This window comes from Polynucleobacter sp. 86C-FISCH, from assembly GCF_018882415.1.
Taxonomy (GTDB): Bacteria; Pseudomonadota; Gammaproteobacteria; order Burkholderiales; family Burkholderiaceae; genus Polynucleobacter.
Window position 1 is genome coordinate 977,864 of sequence record NZ_JACVOL010000001.1, and the last position, 19,413, is coordinate 997,276.

The 19,413-nt window shown below is 46.5% G+C and carries 19 protein-coding genes; all 19 read left to right on the forward strand.

Annotated features, from left to right (window positions below):
- The first annotated feature begins 177 nt into the window (after positions 1-177).
- The gene (rpoB, locus tag ICN10_RS04850; RefSeq protein ID WP_216213235.1) at positions 178-4,278 is read left to right on the forward strand and encodes a DNA-directed RNA polymerase subunit beta; all 4,101 of its coding nucleotides are present in this window, start codon (positions 178-180) and stop codon (positions 4,276-4,278) included.
- Position 4,279: 1 nt separating this feature from the next.
- Complete coding sequence (gene rpoC / locus ICN10_RS04855; protein ID WP_068320098.1) at positions 4,280-8,542, forward strand: DNA-directed RNA polymerase subunit beta'; 4,263 nt, start codon at positions 4,280-4,282, stop codon at positions 8,540-8,542.
- A gap of 177 nt (positions 8,543-8,719) precedes the next feature.
- Positions 8,720-9,100: a 30S ribosomal protein S12 gene (gene rpsL / locus ICN10_RS04860; protein ID WP_011901896.1), complete on the forward strand. Its 381-nt coding sequence runs from the start codon at positions 8,720-8,722 to the stop codon at positions 9,098-9,100.
- A 161-nt stretch (positions 9,101-9,261) separates the two neighbouring features.
- Positions 9,262-9,732: a 30S ribosomal protein S7 gene (rpsG, locus tag ICN10_RS04865; RefSeq protein ID WP_068320103.1), complete on the forward strand. Its 471-nt coding sequence runs from the start codon at positions 9,262-9,264 to the stop codon at positions 9,730-9,732.
- A 27-nt stretch (positions 9,733-9,759) separates the two neighbouring features.
- On the forward strand, positions 9,760-11,862 hold the full coding sequence (fusA, locus tag ICN10_RS04870; RefSeq protein WP_216213238.1) for an elongation factor G: 2,103 nt from the start codon (positions 9,760-9,762) through the stop codon (positions 11,860-11,862).
- A gap of 50 nt (positions 11,863-11,912) precedes the next feature.
- Positions 11,913-13,103, forward strand: a complete 1,191-nt coding sequence (gene tuf / locus ICN10_RS04875; protein ID WP_215348176.1) for an elongation factor Tu — start codon at positions 11,913-11,915, stop codon at positions 13,101-13,103.
- A 116-nt stretch (positions 13,104-13,219) separates the two neighbouring features.
- Positions 13,220-13,531 carry a 30S ribosomal protein S10 gene (gene rpsJ / locus ICN10_RS04880; RefSeq protein WP_011901899.1) on the forward strand — a complete coding sequence of 104 codons (312 nt, stop codon included), beginning with the start codon at positions 13,220-13,222 and terminating at the stop codon, positions 13,529-13,531.
- Positions 13,532-13,728: 197 nt separating this feature from the next.
- Entirely contained in the window at positions 13,729-14,385 is a 657-nt protein-coding gene (gene rplC / locus ICN10_RS04885; RefSeq protein WP_216215180.1) for a 50S ribosomal protein L3, read from the forward strand.
- 11 nt (positions 14,386-14,396) lie between these two features.
- A complete protein-coding gene (rplD, locus tag ICN10_RS04890; protein ID WP_011901901.1) occupies positions 14,397-15,017 on the forward strand; it encodes a 50S ribosomal protein L4 in 621 nt (206 codons plus the stop codon).
- Positions 15,014-15,328 carry a 50S ribosomal protein L23 gene (rplW, locus tag ICN10_RS04895; protein ID WP_068320111.1) on the forward strand — a complete coding sequence of 105 codons (315 nt, stop codon included), beginning with the start codon at positions 15,014-15,016 and terminating at the stop codon, positions 15,326-15,328. The genes rplD and rplW overlap by 4 nt, the downstream gene beginning before the upstream one ends.
- Positions 15,329-15,330: 2 nt before the next feature.
- Positions 15,331-16,161 carry a 50S ribosomal protein L2 gene (rplB, locus tag ICN10_RS04900; protein WP_068320114.1) on the forward strand — a complete coding sequence of 277 codons (831 nt, stop codon included), beginning with the start codon at positions 15,331-15,333 and terminating at the stop codon, positions 16,159-16,161.
- Between the two features lie 19 nt (positions 16,162-16,180).
- Positions 16,181-16,459, forward strand: a complete 279-nt coding sequence (gene rpsS, locus ICN10_RS04905) for a 30S ribosomal protein S19 (RefSeq protein WP_046329379.1) — start codon at positions 16,181-16,183, stop codon at positions 16,457-16,459.
- A 7-nt stretch (positions 16,460-16,466) separates the two neighbouring features.
- Positions 16,467-16,799 (forward strand): 50S ribosomal protein L22, encoded by a 333-nt coding sequence (gene rplV / locus ICN10_RS04910; protein WP_198929325.1) that lies wholly within the window; start codon positions 16,467-16,469, stop codon positions 16,797-16,799.
- Positions 16,800-16,807: 8 nt separating this feature from the next.
- Entirely contained in the window at positions 16,808-17,635 is an 828-nt protein-coding gene (gene rpsC / locus ICN10_RS04915) for a 30S ribosomal protein S3 (protein WP_068320116.1), read from the forward strand.
- Between the two features lie 2 nt (positions 17,636-17,637).
- On the forward strand, positions 17,638-18,051 hold the full coding sequence (rplP, locus tag ICN10_RS04920; protein ID WP_011901907.1) for a 50S ribosomal protein L16: 414 nt from the start codon (positions 17,638-17,640) through the stop codon (positions 18,049-18,051).
- A 14-nt stretch (positions 18,052-18,065) separates the two neighbouring features.
- Positions 18,066-18,260, forward strand: coding sequence for a 50S ribosomal protein L29 (rpmC, locus tag ICN10_RS04925; RefSeq protein WP_068320118.1), 195 nt, complete (start codon positions 18,066-18,068; stop codon positions 18,258-18,260).
- A 12-nt stretch (positions 18,261-18,272) separates the two neighbouring features.
- The gene (rpsQ, locus tag ICN10_RS04930; protein ID WP_011901909.1) at positions 18,273-18,542 is read left to right on the forward strand and encodes a 30S ribosomal protein S17; all 270 of its coding nucleotides are present in this window, start codon (positions 18,273-18,275) and stop codon (positions 18,540-18,542) included.
- A gap of 183 nt (positions 18,543-18,725) precedes the next feature.
- On the forward strand, positions 18,726-19,094 hold the full coding sequence (gene rplN / locus ICN10_RS04935) for a 50S ribosomal protein L14 (RefSeq protein ID WP_015420241.1): 369 nt from the start codon (positions 18,726-18,728) through the stop codon (positions 19,092-19,094).
- 9 nt (positions 19,095-19,103) lie between these two features.
- Positions 19,104-19,412, forward strand: coding sequence for a 50S ribosomal protein L24 (rplX, locus tag ICN10_RS04940; protein ID WP_011901911.1), 309 nt, complete (start codon positions 19,104-19,106; stop codon positions 19,410-19,412).
- Position 19,413 lies beyond the last annotated feature (1 nt).

Consider the following 19,413-nt stretch of genomic DNA (forward strand, 5'->3'; position numbering starts at 1 on the left):
TGACCATTAGTGGTCAAACCCGATTTCATTTCTGATTGAAATCGGGTTTGCCTTCTGATACGACTGCAGAATGCAAGTTTGGTCGGACACTAGATCGAAACGGTTTAGTGTTGTCCGCCAGTGATTGGTAGTGGCCAATCGCCAAATCTTTGTACAGTCGCTGAATTCGGAGATGAAATGAACTATAGCTTCACCGAACGCAAGCGAGTCCGTAAAAGCTTTGCTAAGCGAGTAAACAACCACCAGGTTCCGTACCTGATCGCAACGCAGCTGGAATCCTACGCTAAATTTTTACAGGCTGATAAGCCGGCAATGTCTCGTCTTACTGAGGGACTTCAAGCCGCCTTTACATCAGCGTTCCCAATTGTGTCTAACAACGGCTACGCACGTATGGAATACGTGTCATACCAGTTATCACAGCCACCATTTGACGTTAAAGAATGTCAACAACGTGGTTACACATACCACTCTGCCTTACGCGCAAAAGTTCGCTTGATTATTTATGATCGCGAAGCGCCTACTAAGGTTAAAGAGGTAAAAGAGAGCGAAGTCTACATGGGTGAAATTCCACTCATGACAGAAAACGGCTCTTTTGTGATTAACGGTACTGAGCGCGTGATCGTTTCTCAGTTGCACCGTTCCCCAGGCGTGTTCTTTGAGCACGATAAGGGCAAGACACACAGCTCAGGTAAGTTGCTGTTCTCAGCACGCATCATTCCTTACCGTGGTTCATGGCTCGATTTCGAATTTGATCCAAAAGATATTCTCTATTTCCGCGTTGACCGTCGTCGTAAGATGCCTGTCACCATTTTGCTCAAAGCAATTGGTTTAAACAACGAACAGATTCTTGCTAACTTCTTTAACTTTGACCATTTCTCATTGACTGCTAATGGCGGCTCAATGGAATTTGTGCCAGAGCGTTTGCGTGGTCAGTTGGCTAGCTTTGATGTGCTCGACAAGAATGGCGTTGTAGTCATTCAAAAAGACAAGCGTATCAATGCAAAGCATATTCGCGAACTCGAAGCTGCAAAAACAAAAACAATCGCTGTACCAGATGACTATTTAATTGGTCGTGTAGTTGCACGTAATATTGTTGATCCAGACTCCGGTGAAATCTTGGCTTACGCTAATGATGAAATCACTGAAGAGTTATTGGCGACATTGCGCGATGCAGGTATCAAGCAGTTAGAAACCATCTACACCAACGATTTAGATTCTGGTGCGTACATTTCACAGACATTGCGTACTGACGAAACTGCGGATCAAATGGCTGCTCGTATCGCCATCTATCGCATGATGCGTCCTGGTGAGCCTCCAACAGAAGATGCTGTTGAAGCCTTGTTCCAGCGCTTGTTCTATAGCGAAGATACCTACGATTTGTCACGCGTTGGCCGCATGAAGGTCAACAGCCGTTTGAACCGTCCAGAAATGGAAGGTCCAATGGTTCTGTCAAACGAAGATATTCTCGACACCATTAAGTCCCTCGTAGATTTGCGTAACGGCAAAGGCGAAGTAGACGACATCGATCACTTAGGTAATCGTCGTGTACGTTGCGTTGGCGAATTGGCAGAAAACCAATTCCGAGCTGGTTTGTCACGTGTAGAGCGTGCGGTTAAAGAACGTCTCGGCCAAGCCGAAACAGAAAACCTCATGCCGCATGACTTGATTAACAGCAAGCCAATCTCTTCTGCTATTCGTGAGTTCTTCGGTTCTTCACAGTTGTCCCAGTTTATGGACCAAACCAACCCACTCTCAGAGATCACGCACAAGCGTCGTATTTCTGCATTGGGACCTGGTGGTTTGACACGCGAGCGCGCAGGTTTCGAAGTGCGCGACGTGCATCCAACCCACTACGGACGTGTTTGCCCAATCGAAACTCCAGAAGGACCAAACATTGGTTTGATCAACTCACTCGCGTTGTTTGCGCGTTTGAATGAGCATGGTTTCTTGGAAACGCCTTATCGTAAGGTTGCTAATAGCAAGGTAAGCGATGAAGTGATGTATCTGTCTGCTATTGAAGAGGCGAAATACGTTATTGCTCAGGCGAATGCAACGATCGACAAAAACGGTAAATTAGCTGACGAATTGGTTTCTGCTCGTCAAGCTGGTGAAACCATGATGGTTAGCCCAGAGCGCATCGATTTCATCGACGTTGCTCCTAGCCAGATCGTTTCTGCTGCTGCCTCACTCGTTCCATTCTTAGAGCACGATGATGCGAACCGTGCGTTGATGGGTGCGAACATGCAGCGTCAAGCAGTTCCTTGCTTGCGTCCAGATAAGCCATTAGTTGGTACTGGCTTAGAGCGTATTGTTGCGGTTGACTCCGGCACTGTTGTATTAGCAGCGCGTGGCGGTATTGTTGATTATGTTGATGCGAATCGTGTTGTGATTCGTGTGAACGATGATGAAACTGCAGCTGGTGAAGTTGGTGTGGATATTTATAACCTCATCAAGTACACCCGTTCAAACCAAAACACCAACATTAACCAACGTCCAATCGTGAAGGTTGGCGATCGTGTAGCCCGCGGCGACGTAGTTGCTGACGGTGCATCTACCGATTTAGGTGAATTGGCTTTGGGTCAAAACATGACTGTGGCATTTATGCCATGGAACGGTTACAACTTTGAAGATTCAATCTTGATCTCTGAGAAAGTTGTTGCTGACGACCGCTACACCTCTATTCATATTGAAGAGTTGTCAGTAGTTGCACGTGATACCAAGCTTGGTTCAGAAGAAATTACTCGCGATATCTCTAATTTGGCAGAGTCACAACTCTCCCGTTTAGATGAAAGCGGTATTGTTTACATCGGTGCTGAAGTTGAAGCTGGTGACGTATTGGTTGGTAAGGTAACTCCAAAGGGCGAGACAACTCTCACTCCTGAAGAGAAGCTCCTCCGTGCGATCTTCGGTGAAAAAGCATCTGACGTAAAAGATACTTCTTTGCGCGTTCCATCAGGAATGATCGGTACTGTTATCGATGTTCAAGTCTTCACCCGTGAAGGTATTGAGCGCGATGCCCGTGCACAGTCAATCATTCAAGAAGAATTACAACGCTATCGTTTGGACTTAAACGACCAGTTGCGTATTGTTGAGGGCGATGCCTTCATGCGTTTAGAAAAACTGTTGATTGGCAAAGTTGCTAATGGTGGTCCTCAGAAATTAGCTAAAGGCACTAAGATCGACAAGGAATACCTTGCTGGCTTAGATAAATACCATTGGTTTGATGTGCGTCCAGCAGATGATGAAGTTGCCTCACAAGTTGAAGCGATTAAGTCCTCTATCGAAGCGAAACGTAAACAGTTTGATGAAGCCTTCGAAGAGAAGCGCACCAAGCTTACCCAGGGCGATGATTTGCAGCCTGGCGTAACGAAGATGGTTAAGGTGTACTTGGCTGTTAAGCGTCGCTTACAGCCTGGTGACAAGATGGCCGGTCGTCACGGTAACAAAGGTGTGGTTTCTAAAATCGCTCCAGCAGAAGACATGCCATTTATGGCTGACGGACGCCCTGTTGACATCGTCTTGAACCCATTGGGTGTTCCTTCCCGTATGAACGTTGGCCAGATCTTGGAAACCCACTTAGGTTGGGCTGCTCAAGGTATTGGTAAGCGTATCGACGAGATGGTTCGTCAACAAGCTAAACAAGCTGAACTCCGTAAGTTCATGAAGCAGCTTTACAACGAAACAGGCCGTATTGAAGACATCGACAACTTCACTGATGAGCAAATCACAGTATTGGCTGAGAATCTCCGCCAAGGCTTGCCATTTGCAACCCCAGTGTTTGACGGTGCTACAGAAGCTGAAATCGGACGCATGCTCGAGTTGGCTTATCCAGAAGAAGTTGCTACTTCTTTGAAGATGACTCCTTCACGTCAGCAAATGATTTTGTGCGACGGCCGTACTGGCGATCAGTTTGAGCGTCCAGTAACTGTTGGCGTAATGCACGTCTTGAAACTCCACCATTTGGTCGATGACAAGATGCATGCTCGTTCAACCGGACCTTACTCTTTAGTAACGCAACAGCCATTGGGCGGTAAAGCTCAGTTCGGTGGTCAGCGCTTTGGTGAGATGGAAGTCTGGGCCCTCGAAGCATACGGTGCTTCATATGTCTTGCAGGAAATGCTGACAGTGAAGTCCGATGACGTCGCAGGCCGTACCAAGGTTTACGAAAACATCGTCAAGGGCGAGCACACGATTGATGCTGGCATGCCCGAATCCTTCAACGTGCTGGTAAAAGAAATCCGTTCGTTGGGTATTGACATTGACATGGAGCGCAACTGATATGAAAGCATTGCTCGATTTATTTAAGCAAACGCAGGGTGATGAGCAGTTTGATGTCATCAAGATTGGCCTCGCATCTCCTGAGAAAATTCGCTCATGGTCTTTTGGTGAAGTACGCAAGCCAGAAACCATCAACTACCGGACTTTTAAGCCCGAGCGTGATGGTTTGTTTTGCGCCAAGATTTTTGGACCAACAAAAGACTACGAGTGCTTATGCGGTAAGTACAAGCGCTTAAAGTTCCGTGGCGTAATCTGCGAGAAGTGCGGCGTTGAAGTTACTCTCGCTAAGGTACGTCGTGAGCGCATGGGCCACATTGAGTTGGCAGCCCCTGTAGCGCACATTTGGTTCTTGAAGTCCTTACCATCCCGTTTGGGTATGGTTCTCGATATGACATTGCGTGATATCGAGCGCGTTCTTTACTTCGAAGCATATGTAGTTGTTGATCCTGGCATGACTCCTGAGGGCGCGATGAAGCGCGGTCAGATCATGTCTGAAGACGAATACATTGCCAAGACTGAAGAGTATGGTGACGGTGCATTTACCGCCATCATGGGCGCGGAAGGTATTCGTGATCTCTTGCGTTCGATTGATATCGATCGTGAAGTTGAAACCATTCGTGCTGACTTGAAAGCTACTGGTAGCGATGCCAAGATCAAGAAATACGCTAAGCGCTTAAAAGTGCTCGAAGCGTTCCAGACTTCAGGCATTAAGCCTGACTGGATGATCATGGAAGTATTGCCAGTATTGCCACCTGAATTGCGCCCATTGGTGCCGTTGGATGGCGGTCGCTTTGCTACCTCCGATTTGAACGATCTCTATCGTCGCGTTATTAACCGTAACAACCGTTTGAAGCGTTTGTTAGAGTTGCGCGCACCAGAGATCATCGTTCGCAACGAAAAACGTATGTTGCAAGAAGCGGTTGACTCATTGCTCGACAACGGTCGTCGCGGTAAGGCTATGACTGGCGCTAACAAGCGTCCTCTCAAGTCCTTAGCTGAGATGATTAAAGGTAAGAGCGGTCGTTTCCGTCAAAACTTGTTGGGTAAACGTGTTGACTACTCTGGTCGTTCAGTCATCGTGGTTGGCCCTACATTGAAATTGCATCAGTGCGGCTTACCAAAATTGATGGCTTTGGAATTGTTCAAGCCATTCATTTTCAACAAGCTCGAGACTTTGGGAATTGCAACCACTATTAAGGCTGCAAAGAAAGAAGTTGAAAGCCAGACTCCAATCGTTTGGGACATTCTCGAAGAAGTGATTCGTGAACATCCAATCATGTTGAACCGTGCGCCTACATTGCACCGTCTTGGTATTCAGGCTTTCGAGCCAATGCTGATTGAAGGTAAAGCAATCCAATTGCACCCATTAGTCTGCGCGGCATTTAACGCTGACTTTGACGGTGACCAAATGGCGGTTCACGTTCCTTTGTCGCTCGAAGCGCAAATGGAAGCACGTACATTGATGTTGGCTTCGAACAACGTATTGTTCCCAGCTAACGGCGAGCCATCAATCGTTCCTTCGCAGGACGTGGTGTTGGGTCTGTACTACGCTACACGTGACAAGATCAACGGTAAGGGCGAAGGCATGGTTTTCGCCAACATTACTGAAGTAGTGCGTGCATACGAAGCAGGTCAAGTTGAATTGGCTTCACGTGTTGCTGTGCGTATTACTGAGTATGAGATCGTGGACAAGAAGGCAGAAGGCGATGCGCGTTTTGCTGAGAAGACCAAGATCTATCAAACATCAGTTGGCCGTGCAATCTTGTCTGAGATTTTGCCTAAAGGCATGTCTTTCGAGGAAATCAACAAGCCTTTAAAGAAAAAAGAAATCTCACGTTTGATCAACACGTCATTCCGCAAGTGCGGTTTGCGTGAAACAGTCATTTTTGCTGACCGTCTCTTGCAGTCTGGTTTCCGTTTGGCAACCAATGCTGGTATCTCTGTTGCGATCGACGATATGTTGATCCCAACATCTAAAGAGCGCATCATCACTGAAGCTTCTGCCAAGGTTAAAGAGTATGACAAGCAGTTCATGTCTGGTCTCGTAACCAATCAAGAGCGTTATAACAACGTGGTTGATATTTGGGGTGCCGCAGGCGACCAAGTTGGTAAAGCAATGATGGATGAGTTGTCACACGTTGATGTACTCGACCGCAACGGTAAGACTGTTCGCCAAGAATCCTTTAACTCCATCTACATGATGGCGGATTCCGGTGCGCGTGGATCTGCAGCGCAGATTCGTCAGTTGGCTGGTATGCGTGGTTTGATGGCTAAGCCTGATGGCTCCATCATTGAAACCCCAATTACTGCGAACTTCCGTGAAGGCTTGAACGTGTTGCAGTACTTCATTTCAACCCACGGTGCTCGTAAAGGTCTGGCTGATACAGCATTGAAGACAGCGAACTCTGGTTACTTGACACGTCGTTTGTGCGACGTTACTCAAGATCTCGTGGTGATCGAAGAGGATTGCGGCGCGACTACTGGCGTAACAATGAAGGCGCTTGTTGAAGGCGGCGAGATTATCGAAGCATTGCGTGATCGTATTTTGGGTCGTGTATGTATCGGTGACATCGTTCACCCTGACACACAAGAAGTGATTGTTCCTAACGACACATTGCTCGATGAAGATCATGTTGATCAAATCGTTGCATTGGGCATCGACGAAGTTAAAGTTCGCACAGTATTGTCTTGCTTAACTCGCTTTGGCTTGTGCGCTAAGTGCTACGGACGTGATCTAGGTCGCGGTGGTTTGGTTAACGTTGGTGAGGCAGTTGGTGTTATCGCTGCTCAGTCGATCGGTGAGCCAGGTACACAGTTGACTATGCGCACCTTCCACATTGGTGGTGCAGCGTCACGCGCTTTAGTTGCAAGCAATATTGAAGCTAAATCAAATGGTGCATTGAAGTTCTCCGGCACGATGCGTGTTGTGAAGAACGCGAAGGGTGAGCAGATCGTGATTTCACGTTCTGGCGAAGCCTTGATCGTTGATGAGAATGGTCGCGAGCGCGAGCGTCATAAAGTTCCTTACGGTGCAACTCTCTTGTTGAAAGAAGATGCAGCAGTTAAGGCTGGCGCAAGCTTAGCAACTTGGGATCCATTAACACGTCCGATTATTTCTGAGTACGCTGGTATCGCTCGCTTCGACAACGTCGAAGAAGGTGTAACTGTTGCTAAGCAGGTTGACGAAGTTACCGGTCTTTCCACTTTGGTGGTTATTGACGGTAAGCGTCGTTCAGCAGCAAGCAAAGGCGTTCGCCCAATGATCAACTTGGTTGATGAAAAGGGTAATGAAGTCATGATCGCTGGTACTGATCATCCAGTAAACATTGGCCTCCAGGTAGGCGCTTTGATTACTGTTAAAGATGGCCAGAAGGTTGAAGTCGGTGAAGTATTGGCACGTATTCCAATCGAATCACAGAAGACTCGCGACATTACCGGTGGTTTGCCACGCGTTGCAGAATTGTTCGAAGCACGTTCACCAAAAGATGCAGCAGTATTGGCGAAAGTTACTGGAACAGTTTCATTCGGTAAAGAAACCAAAGGTAAACAACGTTTGGTGATTACCGATATGGACGGTGAAGCCAATGAATTCTTGATTCCTAAAGAGAAGCAAGTTCTCGTTCACGACGGTCAAGTTGTGAACAAGGGCGAGATGATTGTGGAAGGCCCTGCTGATCCACACGACATCTTGACTCTCAAAGGTATCGAAGAGTTGGCAATCTACATCGTTGACGAAGTTCAAGACGTTTATCGTCTCCAGGGTGTGAAGATCAATGACAAGCACATTGAAGTTATCGTGCGTCAGATGTTGCGTCGTGTTCAGGTAACTGATCCAGGCGACACATCATTCATCACTGGTGAGCAAGTTGAGCGTTCTAAGTTGTATGACGCTAACGATGCAGTGATCGCCCAAGGTAAGCACCCAGCTCAGTTCGATAACGTGTTGCTAGGTATTACTAAGGCATCCTTGTCGACCGACAGCTTTATTTCAGCGGCTTCTTTCCAAGAAACCACCCGTGTATTGACCGAAGCCGCAATTATGGGCAAGACCGATACACTCCGTGGCCTCAAGGAAAACGTCATTATTGGTCGTCTGATCCCTGCTGGTACCGGCTTGTCTTATCGCCGTGCACGCAAGGTCAGAGAGCAATTCGAGCGTGACCGCGCTCAAATGATTGCCGCCGAAGAGGAAGCAATGGCCAATATGCCTGTAGAAATCGAGGCTGAAGTCGTTGCTCCTACTGGGGAGGCTGATCCAAGCTAATTTGGTAATTCTGGCCAGAAATGGCCAGTTTTTTCCCCATTTGGTTGACGGAAAAGGCTGGCCAAGCTAGAATGCTGAGTTCTACTGATTCAGAAGAGGGTCTTTTTGACCTAGAAATTCTCTAAGTCATTGATTTTCTTGAAGAAAGCAACAAAGAAGTACTAACCGAGCTATTTTATGCCAACAATTAATCAATTAATACGCAAGCCAAGATCCAGGCTTATCGTTAAAAGCAAGAGCCCTGCACTGGAAAACAGTCCGCAGCGCCGTGGTGTTTGTACACGTGTGTACACCACTACTCCTAAAAAGCCTAACTCTGCGCTTCGTAAAGTAGCCAAAGTTCGCTTAACCAATGGTTTTGAAGTTATTTCATACATTGGTGGTGAAGGCCATAACCTCCAGGAACACTCAGTAGTGTTGATTCGTGGTGGTCGTGTAAAGGATTTGCCAGGTGTTCGTTACCACATCGTTCGTGGCTCACTTGACTTGCAAGGTGTTAAAGACCGTAAGCAATCACGTTCCAAGTACGGTGCTAAGCGCGCTAAGAAAGCTGCTTAATTTTTCGTAATTAAGCAGTTGTAGTTTTTTGCAGTAAGTCATTGTTTGTCAGACTTAAAAGACAAGTAAGTGGCTGTTCCGTCTAAGAATTTTCTTGGATAGTAGGACAGCCGGAGCGGGTGATTCATGTGAACACCCCTAACTGAACTGAAGGAGTAGTTATGCCACGTCGTCGTGAAGTTCCCAAACGGGAAATTTTGCCGGATCCAAAATTCGGTAATGTAGAAGTAGCTAAATTCATGAACGTCCTCATGTTGGACGGCAAGAAATCGGTTGCAGAGCGTATCGTTTACGGTGCCTTTGATCACATCGAGAAAAAAGCAAATAAAGAACCACTCGAAATTTTTTCAACAGCCATGGGCAACGTTAAGCCAATGGTTGAGGTTAAGAGCCGTCGTGTTGGTGGCGCTAACTATCAAGTTCCTGTTGAAGTTCGTCCATCACGTCGTTCCGCTTTGGCAATGCGCTGGTTGCGTGAAGCTGCTAAGAAGCGTGGCGAAAAATCTATGGCTCAACGTTTAGCCAACGAATTATTAGAAGCTGCTGAAGGTCGTGGCGGCGCAATGAAGAAGCGTGAAGAAGTTCACCGTATGGCAGAAGCTAACAAAGCTTTCTCACATTTCCGCTTCTAATCAAATAGTAAAGAAAAGGCACCAACAGTGGCACGTAAAACCCCTATCGACAAATACCGCAATATCGGTATTTCTGCGCACATTGACGCAGGTAAAACAACAACTACAGAACGCGTTTTGTTCTACACCGGTGTTAATCACAAGATTGGTGAAGTTCATGACGGCGCTGCAACCATGGACTGGATGGAGCAAGAGCAAGAGCGTGGTATCACGATTACTTCTGCTGCTACTACAACGTTCTGGAAGGGCATGGCTGGTAATTTCCCAGAGCACCGTATCAACATTATTGATACCCCAGGACACGTAGACTTCACTATTGAAGTTGAGCGTTCAATGCGTGTTTTGGACGGCGCTTGCATGGTTTACTGTGCGGTAGGTGGTGTACAGCCACAATCTGAAACTGTGTGGCGTCAAGCTAACAAGTATCAAGTTCCACGTTTAGCATTCGTAAACAAGATGGACCGTACTGGTGCGAACTTCTTCAAGGTCTACGACCAAATGAGAACTCGCCTTAAAGCAAATCCAATTTTGATCCAAATTCCAATCGGCGCTGAAGAAAACTTCAAAGGCGTTGTGGATTTGGTGAAGATGAAGGCTATCTATTGGGATGAGGCTTCACAAGGTACTAAATTTACATACGAAGACATCCCTGCTGAATTGCAGGCTTCTGCTGAAGAGTGGCGCGAGAAGATGCTCGAAGCTGCTGCTGAAAGCTCAGAAGAGTTGATGGAAAAGTATCTCGGTGGCGAAGGCTTGACCGAAGAAGAAATCAAAGCAGCATTGCGTCAACGTACTATTGCCAATGAAATCGTTCCAATGTTGTGCGGAACAGCTTTCAAAAACAAAGGCGTTCAGGCGATGTTGGATGCTGTAGTTGAATTGTTGCCTTCACCATTAGACGTTCCACCAGTTCCATGTGAATTGGAAGATGGCACGCCTACAACACGTGAAGCGTCTGATAGCGCGAAGTTCTCTGCGTTGGCATTTAAGATCATGACTGACCCATTTGTTGGCCAGCTCATCTTCTTCCGTGTTTATTCAGGCGTAATGAAATCTGGCGACACAATCTACAACCCAATTAAGGGTAAGAAAGAACGTGTTGGTCGTTTGTTGCAGATGCACGCAAACGAACGTGAAGAAATCAAAGAAGTATTTGCTGGCGATATCGCTGCTGCAGTTGGTCTGAAAGACGCAACTACAGGCGAAACATTGTGTGATCCAGATAGCATCGTTATTTTGGAGCGCATGGTATTCCCAGAGCCTGTGATCTCTCAAGCTGTTGAGCCAAAGACAAAAGCTGACCAAGAAAAAATGGGTCTTGCTTTGAATCGCTTGGCACAAGAAGATCCTTCTTTCCGTGTGAAGACTGACGAAGAATCAGGCCAAACAATTATTTCCGGTATGGGCGAGCTCCACTTGGAAATTTTGGTTGACCGTATGAAGCGTGAATTCGGTGTAGAAGCAACTGTTGGTAAGCCACAGGTTGCATACCGTGAAACGATTCGTAAGGTTTGCGAAGAGATCGAAGGTAAATTCGTTAAGCAGTCTGGTGGTCGTGGTCAATACGGTCACGTGGTCTTGAAGTTAGAGCCACAAGCCCCAGGCAAAGGTTTTGAATTCGTTGACGCTATTAAGGGCGGTGTTGTTCCACGTGAATACATCCCTGCGGTAGAAAAAGGCATCATCGAAACATTGAACTCCGGTATTTTGGCTGGCTATCCAGTTGTAGATATCAAAGCAACATTGTTCTTCGGTTCATACCATGACGTTGATTCCAATGAAAACGCATTTAAGATGGCGGGTTCTATGGCGTTCAAGGACGGTATGCGCAAAGCATCCCCAGTGTTGCTTGAGCCGATGATGGCTGTTGAAGTTGAAACGCCAGAAGATTTCATGGGTAACGTAATGGGTGATCTCTCATCCCGTCGCGGTATTTTGCAAGGTATGGATGACATTCCAGGCGGCGGTAAGATCGTTCGCGCTGAAGTGCCGTTGGCAGAGATGTTTGGTTACTCAACTGGCTTGCGCTCGTTGACCCAAGGCCGCGCTACCTACACCATGGAATTTAAGCATTATTCCGAAGCACCTAAGAACGTTGCTGAAGCAGTTATGGCTGCTAAAGCGAAGTAATTTATCCACATTAATTTTGAATATTGACTAGCTAGAGAAGGCAGACAAAAATGGCAAAAGAAAAATTCGAGCGGACAAAACCGCACGTAAACGTAGGCACCATTGGTCACGTTGACCACGGTAAAACCACATTGACAGCAGCAATCGCAACCGTGCTTTCTAAAGCATTCGGTGGCGAAGCTAAAGCATACGATCAGATCGATGCTGCTCCAGAAGAAAAAGCACGCGGTATTACGATTAATACAGCGCACGTTGAGTACGAGACAGCTAACCGTCACTACGCTCACGTTGATTGCCCAGGACATGCTGACTACGTTAAGAACATGATTACTGGTGCTGCTCAGATGGACGGCGCAATTTTAGTTTGCTCTGCTGCTGACGGCCCAATGCCACAAACTCGTGAGCACATCCTCTTGGCACGCCAAGTTGGTGTTCCTTACATCGTGGTGTTCCTCAACAAGTGCGACATGGTTGATGACGCTGAATTGCTCGAGTTAGTTGAAATGGAAGTTCGTGAGCTTCTATCTAAGTACAACTTCCCTGGCGATGACACACCAATCATCCAAGGTTCTGCTAAGTTAGCCCTTGAAGGCGACGAAGGTAAATTGGGTAAAGAAGCCATCATGAAATTGGCTGAAGCACTTGACTCATACATCCCAACTCCAGAGCGTGCTGTTGACGGCGCGTTCTTGATGCCAGTAGAAGACGTGTTCTCTATCTCCGGTCGCGGTACTGTTGTTACAGGCCGTATCGAGCGCGGTATCGTTAAAGTTGGTGAAGAGATCGAAATCATCGGTATCAAGCCAACACTCAAGACAACTTGTACTGGTGTTGAAATGTTCCGCAAATTGCTCGACCAAGGTCAAGCAGGCGATAACGTTGGTATCTTGTTACGCGGTACAAAACGTGAAGAAGTTGAGCGCGGCCAAGTATTGGCTAAGCCAGGTTCAATCACCCCACATACTCACTTTACAGCCGAGGTTTACATCTTGGGTAAAGACGAAGGTGGTCGTCATACTCCATTCTTTAACAACTATCGTCCACAGTTCTACTTCCGTACAACGGACGTAACTGGTTCAATCGAGTTGCCAAAAGACAAAGAAATGGTAATGCCTGGTGATAACGTCACGATTACCGTAAAACTCATCGCTCCTATCGCGATGGAAGAAGGTTTACGTTTTGCGATCCGTGAAGGTGGCCGTACTGTTGGCGCCGGCGTGGTTGCAAAGATTTTGGCTTAAGTTTTACTAGTAACAAATATTTAGCGGTTTGCTAACCGGTGACATCAGTGCTGCTGATGTCACCGTGCTCTTTAGATGTATAACGTGGCAGCACCACAACGCTCTTTGGAATTAATATGCAAAACCAAAAAATTCGTATTCGCCTTAAAGCATTTGATTACCGTTTGATCGACCAGTCTGCAGCTGAAATCGTTGATACAGCTAAACGTACTGGTGCAGTTGTTAAGGGTCCAGTGCCTTTGCCAACTCGTATCGAGCGCTTTGATATCTTGCGTTCACCACACGTGAACAAGACATCCCGTGATCAATTAGAGATCCGTACCCATCTCCGTTTGATGGATATCGTTGATCCTACAGAGAAAACTGTAGATGCTTTGATGAAATTAGACCTCCCAGCAGGTGTGGACGTCGAAATTAAGTTGCAGTAATTTGTTGTTCCCAGTCTTTTTGCTTGTCAAGACTGGGTTTTCGGGATAGAATCTAAGGCTTCGCTCAATTATTTGGGCGATAATCTTAGTTTTATCAGCATTAAAAACGTTGTAAGTTATTGATTTAGAAGTACTTTTACTTGTAAATCACTTAAATTAATTTTGCCGACCAATCGAAGTCGGCGTGGAGCATGAATATGAGCTTAGGCTTAATCGGCCGCAAGGTCGGCATGACCCGTCTATTTACGGACGAAGGGGAAGCGATTCCTGTCACCGTAATCGACGTGAGCGACAACAGAGTCGCTCAAATCAAGACCCAGGCAACTGATGGCTATAACGCTATCCAGTTGGCACATGGCACACGTAGAGCTACTCGCGTTACCAAAGCAATGGCTGGTCACTTCGCTAAAGCAGGAGTGATGGCTGGTAACGGTCTCAACGAATTTCATTTAGACGCAGCAAAAATCGCAGAAATGACACCAGGACAAGTAATTCCTGCTGACACTGCATTTACTGCTGGTCAAAAAGTGGACGTACAAGGCGTGTCTATCGGTAAGGGCTACGCAGGTACCATCAAGCGTTATCACTTCGCTTCTGGTCGTGCATCCCACGGTAACTCACGTTCACATAACGTACCAGGCTCAATCGGTATGGCGCAAGATCCAGGTCGTGTTTTCCCTGGTAAGCGTATGACCGGTCACTTGGGTGACGTTACACGTACAGTTCAAAATTTAGTCATCGCACGCATTGATGCAGAACGTAATCTCATCATGGTTAAAGGCGCTATTCCAGGTGCCCCAGGCGGTAAAGTTATTGTTACTCCAGCGGTTAAAACACCGTTGAAGAAGAAATAAGGAGAGCGAATATGGAACTTAAGCTTCTCCAGGACAACGGTACTTTAGGTGCGGGCGTACAAGCTTCACCAGAAGTTTTCGAACGTGAATATAACGAAGCGTTGGTACACCAAGTTGTAGTGGCTTACCAAGCAAATGCACGTAGCGGTAACCGTGCACAAAAAGACCGTGAGCAAGTTAAGCACACAACTAAGAAACCTTGGCGTCAAAAAGGTACTGGTCGTGCGCGTGCTGGTATGAGCTCTTCCCCGCTGTGGCGTGGAGGTGGTCGTATATTCCCGAATTCTCCAGAAGAGAATTTCAGCCAAAAAGTAAACAAGAAAATGTACCGCGCTGGTATGAGATCAATTTTGTCTCAGTTAGCTCGCGAAGGTCGTTTGAATGTTGTTGATCAATTCAGTCTCGACGCTCCAAAGACTAAAGTTTTAGCTGACAAAGTTAAAGCAATGGGCTTGGATTCAGTCTTGATTATTGTTGATCAGGTTAGCGAGAATTTGTACTTGGCATCACGTAACTTGCATAAAGTTGCTGTATGTGAGCCACAGCACGCTGATCCATTAGCTTTGGTTCAATACAAAAAAGTATTGGTAAGCAAAGCTGCGATCGCAAAAATTGAGGAGTTGCTGAAATGAGCCAAGTCCGTAAAAACGATCACAACCTAATGAGGGTTCTGCTTGGACCGGTGATCTCTGAAAAAGCCACTATGGTTGCAGAGAAAAACGAACAAGTGGTATTCCAAGTAGCTCGCGACGCAAACAAGAGCGATGTGAAACAAGCAGTTGAATTGCTCTTCAAAGTGCAAGTTGACTCAGTTCAAATCGTAAATCAAAAAGGTAAGCCTAAGCGCTATGGCCGTTTTGAAGGTCGTCGTGACCACACTAAGAAGGCCTACGTAAGCTTGAAGCCAGGTCAAGAAATTAACTTTGAAGCGGAGGCGAATTAATCATGCCTTTGATGAAAACAAAACCGACCTCACCAGGTCGTCGCTCAATGGTCAAGGTGGTCAATCCTGACCTCCATAAAGGCAAGCCTTTTGCACCATTGTTAGAGCCACAGTTTCAAAAAGCTGGCCGTAACAATAACGGTCACATCACTACCCGTCATAAAGGTGGTGGTCATAAGCATCACTATCGTGTTGTTGACTTCAAACGCAACGACAAAGATGGTATTCCAGCAAAAGTTGAACGCTTGGAATACGATCCAAACCGCAGTGCAAATATTGCATTGATCGTGTTTGCTGATGGTGAGCGTCGTTATATTCTGGCTGCAAAAGGCATGACTGTTGGTCAGGCGTTGATGAGTGGCTCTGAAGCCCCTATCAAGTCTGGTAACAACTTGCCGATTCGCAATATTCCAGTTGGTAGCACTATTCACTGTGTAGAAATCATGCCTGGCAAAGGTGCTCAAGTAGCACGTTCTGCTGGTGGTTCCGCAGTATTGTTAGCTCGTGAAGGCGTATACGCTCAGGTGCGTTTGCGCTCCGGTGAAGTTCGCCGTGTTCTGATTGATTGCCGTGCCACTATTGGTGAAGTTGGTAATGAAGAGCATAGCTTGCGCGTTATCGGTAAAGCTGGTGCAAATCGCTGGCGTGGTATTCGCCCAACCGTTCGCGGTGTGGCAATGAACCCAGTAGATCACCCACACGGTGGTGGTGAAGGTAGAACTGGCGAAGGCCGTGTACCTGTATCCCCATGGGGCACACCAACCAAAGGTTATCGTACACGTCGCAATAAGCGTACAACTTCGATGATCGTTCAACGTCGTCAAAAACGTTAAGCGATAAGGATAAATAGATATGACACGTTCAGCTAAAAAAGGCCCATTTTGCGAAGCCAGCTTAGTAAATAAAGTTGAAGTCGCACAAGCCAATAAAGACAAAAAACCGATCAAAACTTGGTCACGCCGTTCAACAATCCTCCCAGACTTTATTGGTCTGACGATTGCTGTACATAACGGTCGTCAACACGTTCCGGTATATGTATCAGAAAACATGGTGGGTCATAAGTTAGGCGAATTTGCCTTGACCCGTACTTTCAAAGGTCACGCTGCTGACAAGAAAGTAACGAAGAAGTAAGGGGATGATGATGGAAGTTAAAGCTATTCACAAGGGTGCCCGCATTTCTGCGCAAAAGACTCGTTTGGTCGCTGACCAAATTCGTGGTTTGCCGATTGCCCGCGCATTAAACATTTTGAACTTCAGCCCCAAGAAAGCTGCCTTCATTGTGAAGAAAGTTGTTGAGTCCGCAGTGGCCAACGCTGAACACAATAAAGGTGCTGACATTGATGAGCTCAAGGTTTCAGCAATTATTGTTGATAAAGGCACTTCATTGAAGCGCTTTACCGCACGCGCTAAGGGTCGTGGAAATCAAATTGAAAAACAAACTTGTCACATTAGCGTGACCTTGAGTAACTAAGGAAAGATATGGGACAAAAGATAAACCCAACCGGATTCCGACTCGCGGTAACGAAGAATTGGACATCACGTTGGTATGCAAACAATACTGACTTCGCAAAGATGTTGAAAGAGGACGTTGACGTTCGCATCTATCTGAAGAAGAAGTTGAAGAATGCATCCGTAAGTAAAGTAGTTATCGAGCGTCCTGCAAAGAATGCACGTATTACTATCTATAGCTCACGTCCAGGCGTTGTAATCGGTAAAAAAGGCGAAGATATTGAAGTGCTCCGCCGCGAATTACAAAAGCGTATGGGCGTTCCAGTTCACGTGAACATCGAAGAAATTCGTAAGCCTGAAGTTGATGCGCAATTGATCGCTGACTCTATTACTCAACAGTTAGAGAAGCGCATCATGTTCCGCCGTGCAATGAAGCGTGCAATGCAAAACGCAATGCGTTTAGGCGCACAAGGCATCAAGATCATGTCATCTGGTCGTTTGAATGGTGCTGAAATTGCTCGTCGCGAATGGTACCGTGAAGGTCGCGTTCCACTTCATACATTGAAGGCTGATATTGATTACGCAACTTCAGAAGCGGAAACAACATACGGCATCATCGGTGTAAAAGTTTGGGTATACAAAGGCGACACATTGGGTCGTGGTGCAGAAGCTCAAGTTGCTGCACAAGCTGCTGAACCAGCTGCCGAAGAAAAGAAAACTCGTCGTGCTCCAAGCAAGACAGCTGCTCGTAAACCAGCTGCTGGCACAGACAAGCCATTAGTTGCTGCTAAACCAGCAGTAAAGCGTGTGCGTAAGGTTGAAACACCTGCCGCAGATACGCAGAAGTCAGGAGAGTAAGCATGCTACAACCAAAGCGTCGCAAGTATCGTAAGGAACAAAAAGGCCGTAACACTGGCGTGGCAACACGCGGTAGTTCTGTAGCCTTTGGTGACTTTGGATTGAAGGCCGTTGGCCGTGGTCGTTTGACTGCTCGTCAAATTGAGTCAGCACGTCGTGCAATGACTCGTCACATTAAACGTGGTGGCCGTATTTGGATTCGCATTTTCCCAGATAAGCCAATTTCACAAAAACCTGCTGAAGTACGTATGGGTAACGGTAAAGGTAATCCAGAGTACTACGTAGCTGAAATTCAACCAGGCAAAGTGCTCTACGAGATGGACGGTGTTGATGAGCAATTGGCGCGCGAAGCTTTCAAGCTTGCTGCTGCTAAGTTGCCTTTACAGACCACTTTCGTGATTCGCCACTTAGGTTGATCGGGATAGAGATTATGAAAAATACAGAATTAGCTTCAAAAGATCTGAACGCTTTAAATGCAGAGTTAACCGAGTTGCTTAAGACCGGTTTCAAGCTCCGCATGCAAAAAGGCACTCAGCAACTCACAAATACCAGCCAATTGGGTAAAAATAAGCGCGACATCGCTCGTGTGAAGACTTTTATCGCCCAAAAGACTGCACAGAAATAAGGAAAAAGGGATATGACAGAATTATCTAAACCCTTGCGCCGCACCCTTGTGGGCCGCGTCGTTAGCGACAAAATGCAAAAAACTGTGACGGTGTTGGTTGAGCGTCAAGTTAAGCATCCAGTGATTGGTAAGTACGTTGGCCAGTCCAAAAAGTACCACGCTCATGACGAAGCTGGCACATACAAGATGGGTGATACCGTTGAAATTGCTGAATCTAAGCCAATTTCACGCACTAAATCTTGGGTTGTGACCCGTTTAGTTGAAGCTTCAAAGGGTATTTAAAGAAATATTAGGGATTTTGGCGAAGATTCTTCCCAAATCCCTGTTTTACGTAGTAGAATAGAAGGCTTCTCTGGTTTTATTGGAGAAGCAGTGTTTTTCATTAATTCCGGGTTTTAACTTTCGTTAAAGCCCATAGACGGAACCAAGACTGTTTGCCTTTGGCCAATAAGTTGGGGATTAGAAATGATACAAACCGAAAGTAGATTACAGGTTGCCGATAACACAGGCGCCAGTGAAGTGTTGTGCATCAAGGTATTGGGCGGCTCTAAGCGTCGTTACGCCAGTATCGGTGATGTCATTAAAGTGACTGTAAAGTCCGCTGCTCCACGTGGCCGTGTAAAAAAAGGTGACATTTATAACGCCGTAGTAGTTAGAACTGCTAAGGGTGTTCGCCGTCCAGATGGTTCATTGATTAAGTTCGATGGCAACGCTGCGGTATTGCTCAACGCTAAGTTAGAGCCAATTGGCACACGTATCTTCGGACCAGTTACACGCGAATTGCGTACTGAGAAGTTCATGAAGATCGTTTCTCTCGCCCCCGAAGTTATTTAAGAGGCTGATATGAAAAAGATTCGTAAAGGTGATTCCGTAGTTCTGTTGACTGGCCGCGATAAGGGCAAGCAAGGAACTGTTACAGCCGTTCTCGAGAACAAGTTAGTAATCGAAGGCGTAAATATTTATAAAAAGAGCGTTAAGCCAAATCCAGCAGCCGGTGTTACTGGCGGCATGATTGACAAGACGATGCCTGTTCACATTTCTAATGTGGCTGTGGTTGACGGTAACGGCAAACCATCACGTGTTGGTATCAAACTCGTGGACGGTAAAAAGCAACGTTTCCTCAAAACCACTGGCGCAACTTTAAGCGCATAAG

Coding starts and splice junctions, on each gene's coding strand:
- rpoB (WP_216213235.1), top strand. CDS start 178: ATGAACTATAGCTTCACCGAACGCAAGCGAGTCCGTAAAAGCTTTGCT.
- rpoC (WP_068320098.1), top strand. CDS start 4,280: ATGAAAGCATTGCTCGATTTATTTAAGCAAACGCAGGGTGATGAGCAG.
- rpsL (WP_011901896.1), top strand. CDS start 8,720: ATGCCAACAATTAATCAATTAATACGCAAGCCAAGATCCAGGCTTATC.
- rpsG (WP_068320103.1), top strand. CDS start 9,262: ATGCCACGTCGTCGTGAAGTTCCCAAACGGGAAATTTTGCCGGATCCA.
- tuf (WP_215348176.1), top strand. CDS start 11,913: ATGGCAAAAGAAAAATTCGAGCGGACAAAACCGCACGTAAACGTAGGC.
- rpsJ (WP_011901899.1), top strand. CDS start 13,220: ATGCAAAACCAAAAAATTCGTATTCGCCTTAAAGCATTTGATTACCGT.
- rplC (WP_216215180.1), top strand. CDS start 13,729: ATGAGCTTAGGCTTAATCGGCCGCAAGGTCGGCATGACCCGTCTATTT.
- rplD (WP_011901901.1), top strand. CDS start 14,397: ATGGAACTTAAGCTTCTCCAGGACAACGGTACTTTAGGTGCGGGCGTA.
- rplW (WP_068320111.1), top strand. CDS start 15,014: ATGAGCCAAGTCCGTAAAAACGATCACAACCTAATGAGGGTTCTGCTT.
- rplB (WP_068320114.1), top strand. CDS start 15,331: ATGCCTTTGATGAAAACAAAACCGACCTCACCAGGTCGTCGCTCAATG.
- rpsS (WP_046329379.1), top strand. CDS start 16,181: ATGACACGTTCAGCTAAAAAAGGCCCATTTTGCGAAGCCAGCTTAGTA.
- rplV (WP_198929325.1), top strand. CDS start 16,467: ATGATGGAAGTTAAAGCTATTCACAAGGGTGCCCGCATTTCTGCGCAA.
- rpsC (WP_068320116.1), top strand. CDS start 16,808: ATGGGACAAAAGATAAACCCAACCGGATTCCGACTCGCGGTAACGAAG.
- rplP (WP_011901907.1), top strand. CDS start 17,638: ATGCTACAACCAAAGCGTCGCAAGTATCGTAAGGAACAAAAAGGCCGT.
- rpmC (WP_068320118.1), top strand. CDS start 18,066: ATGAAAAATACAGAATTAGCTTCAAAAGATCTGAACGCTTTAAATGCA.
- rpsQ (WP_011901909.1), top strand. CDS start 18,273: ATGACAGAATTATCTAAACCCTTGCGCCGCACCCTTGTGGGCCGCGTC.
- rplN (WP_015420241.1), top strand. CDS start 18,726: ATGATACAAACCGAAAGTAGATTACAGGTTGCCGATAACACAGGCGCC.
- rplX (WP_011901911.1), top strand. CDS start 19,104: ATGAAAAAGATTCGTAAAGGTGATTCCGTAGTTCTGTTGACTGGCCGC.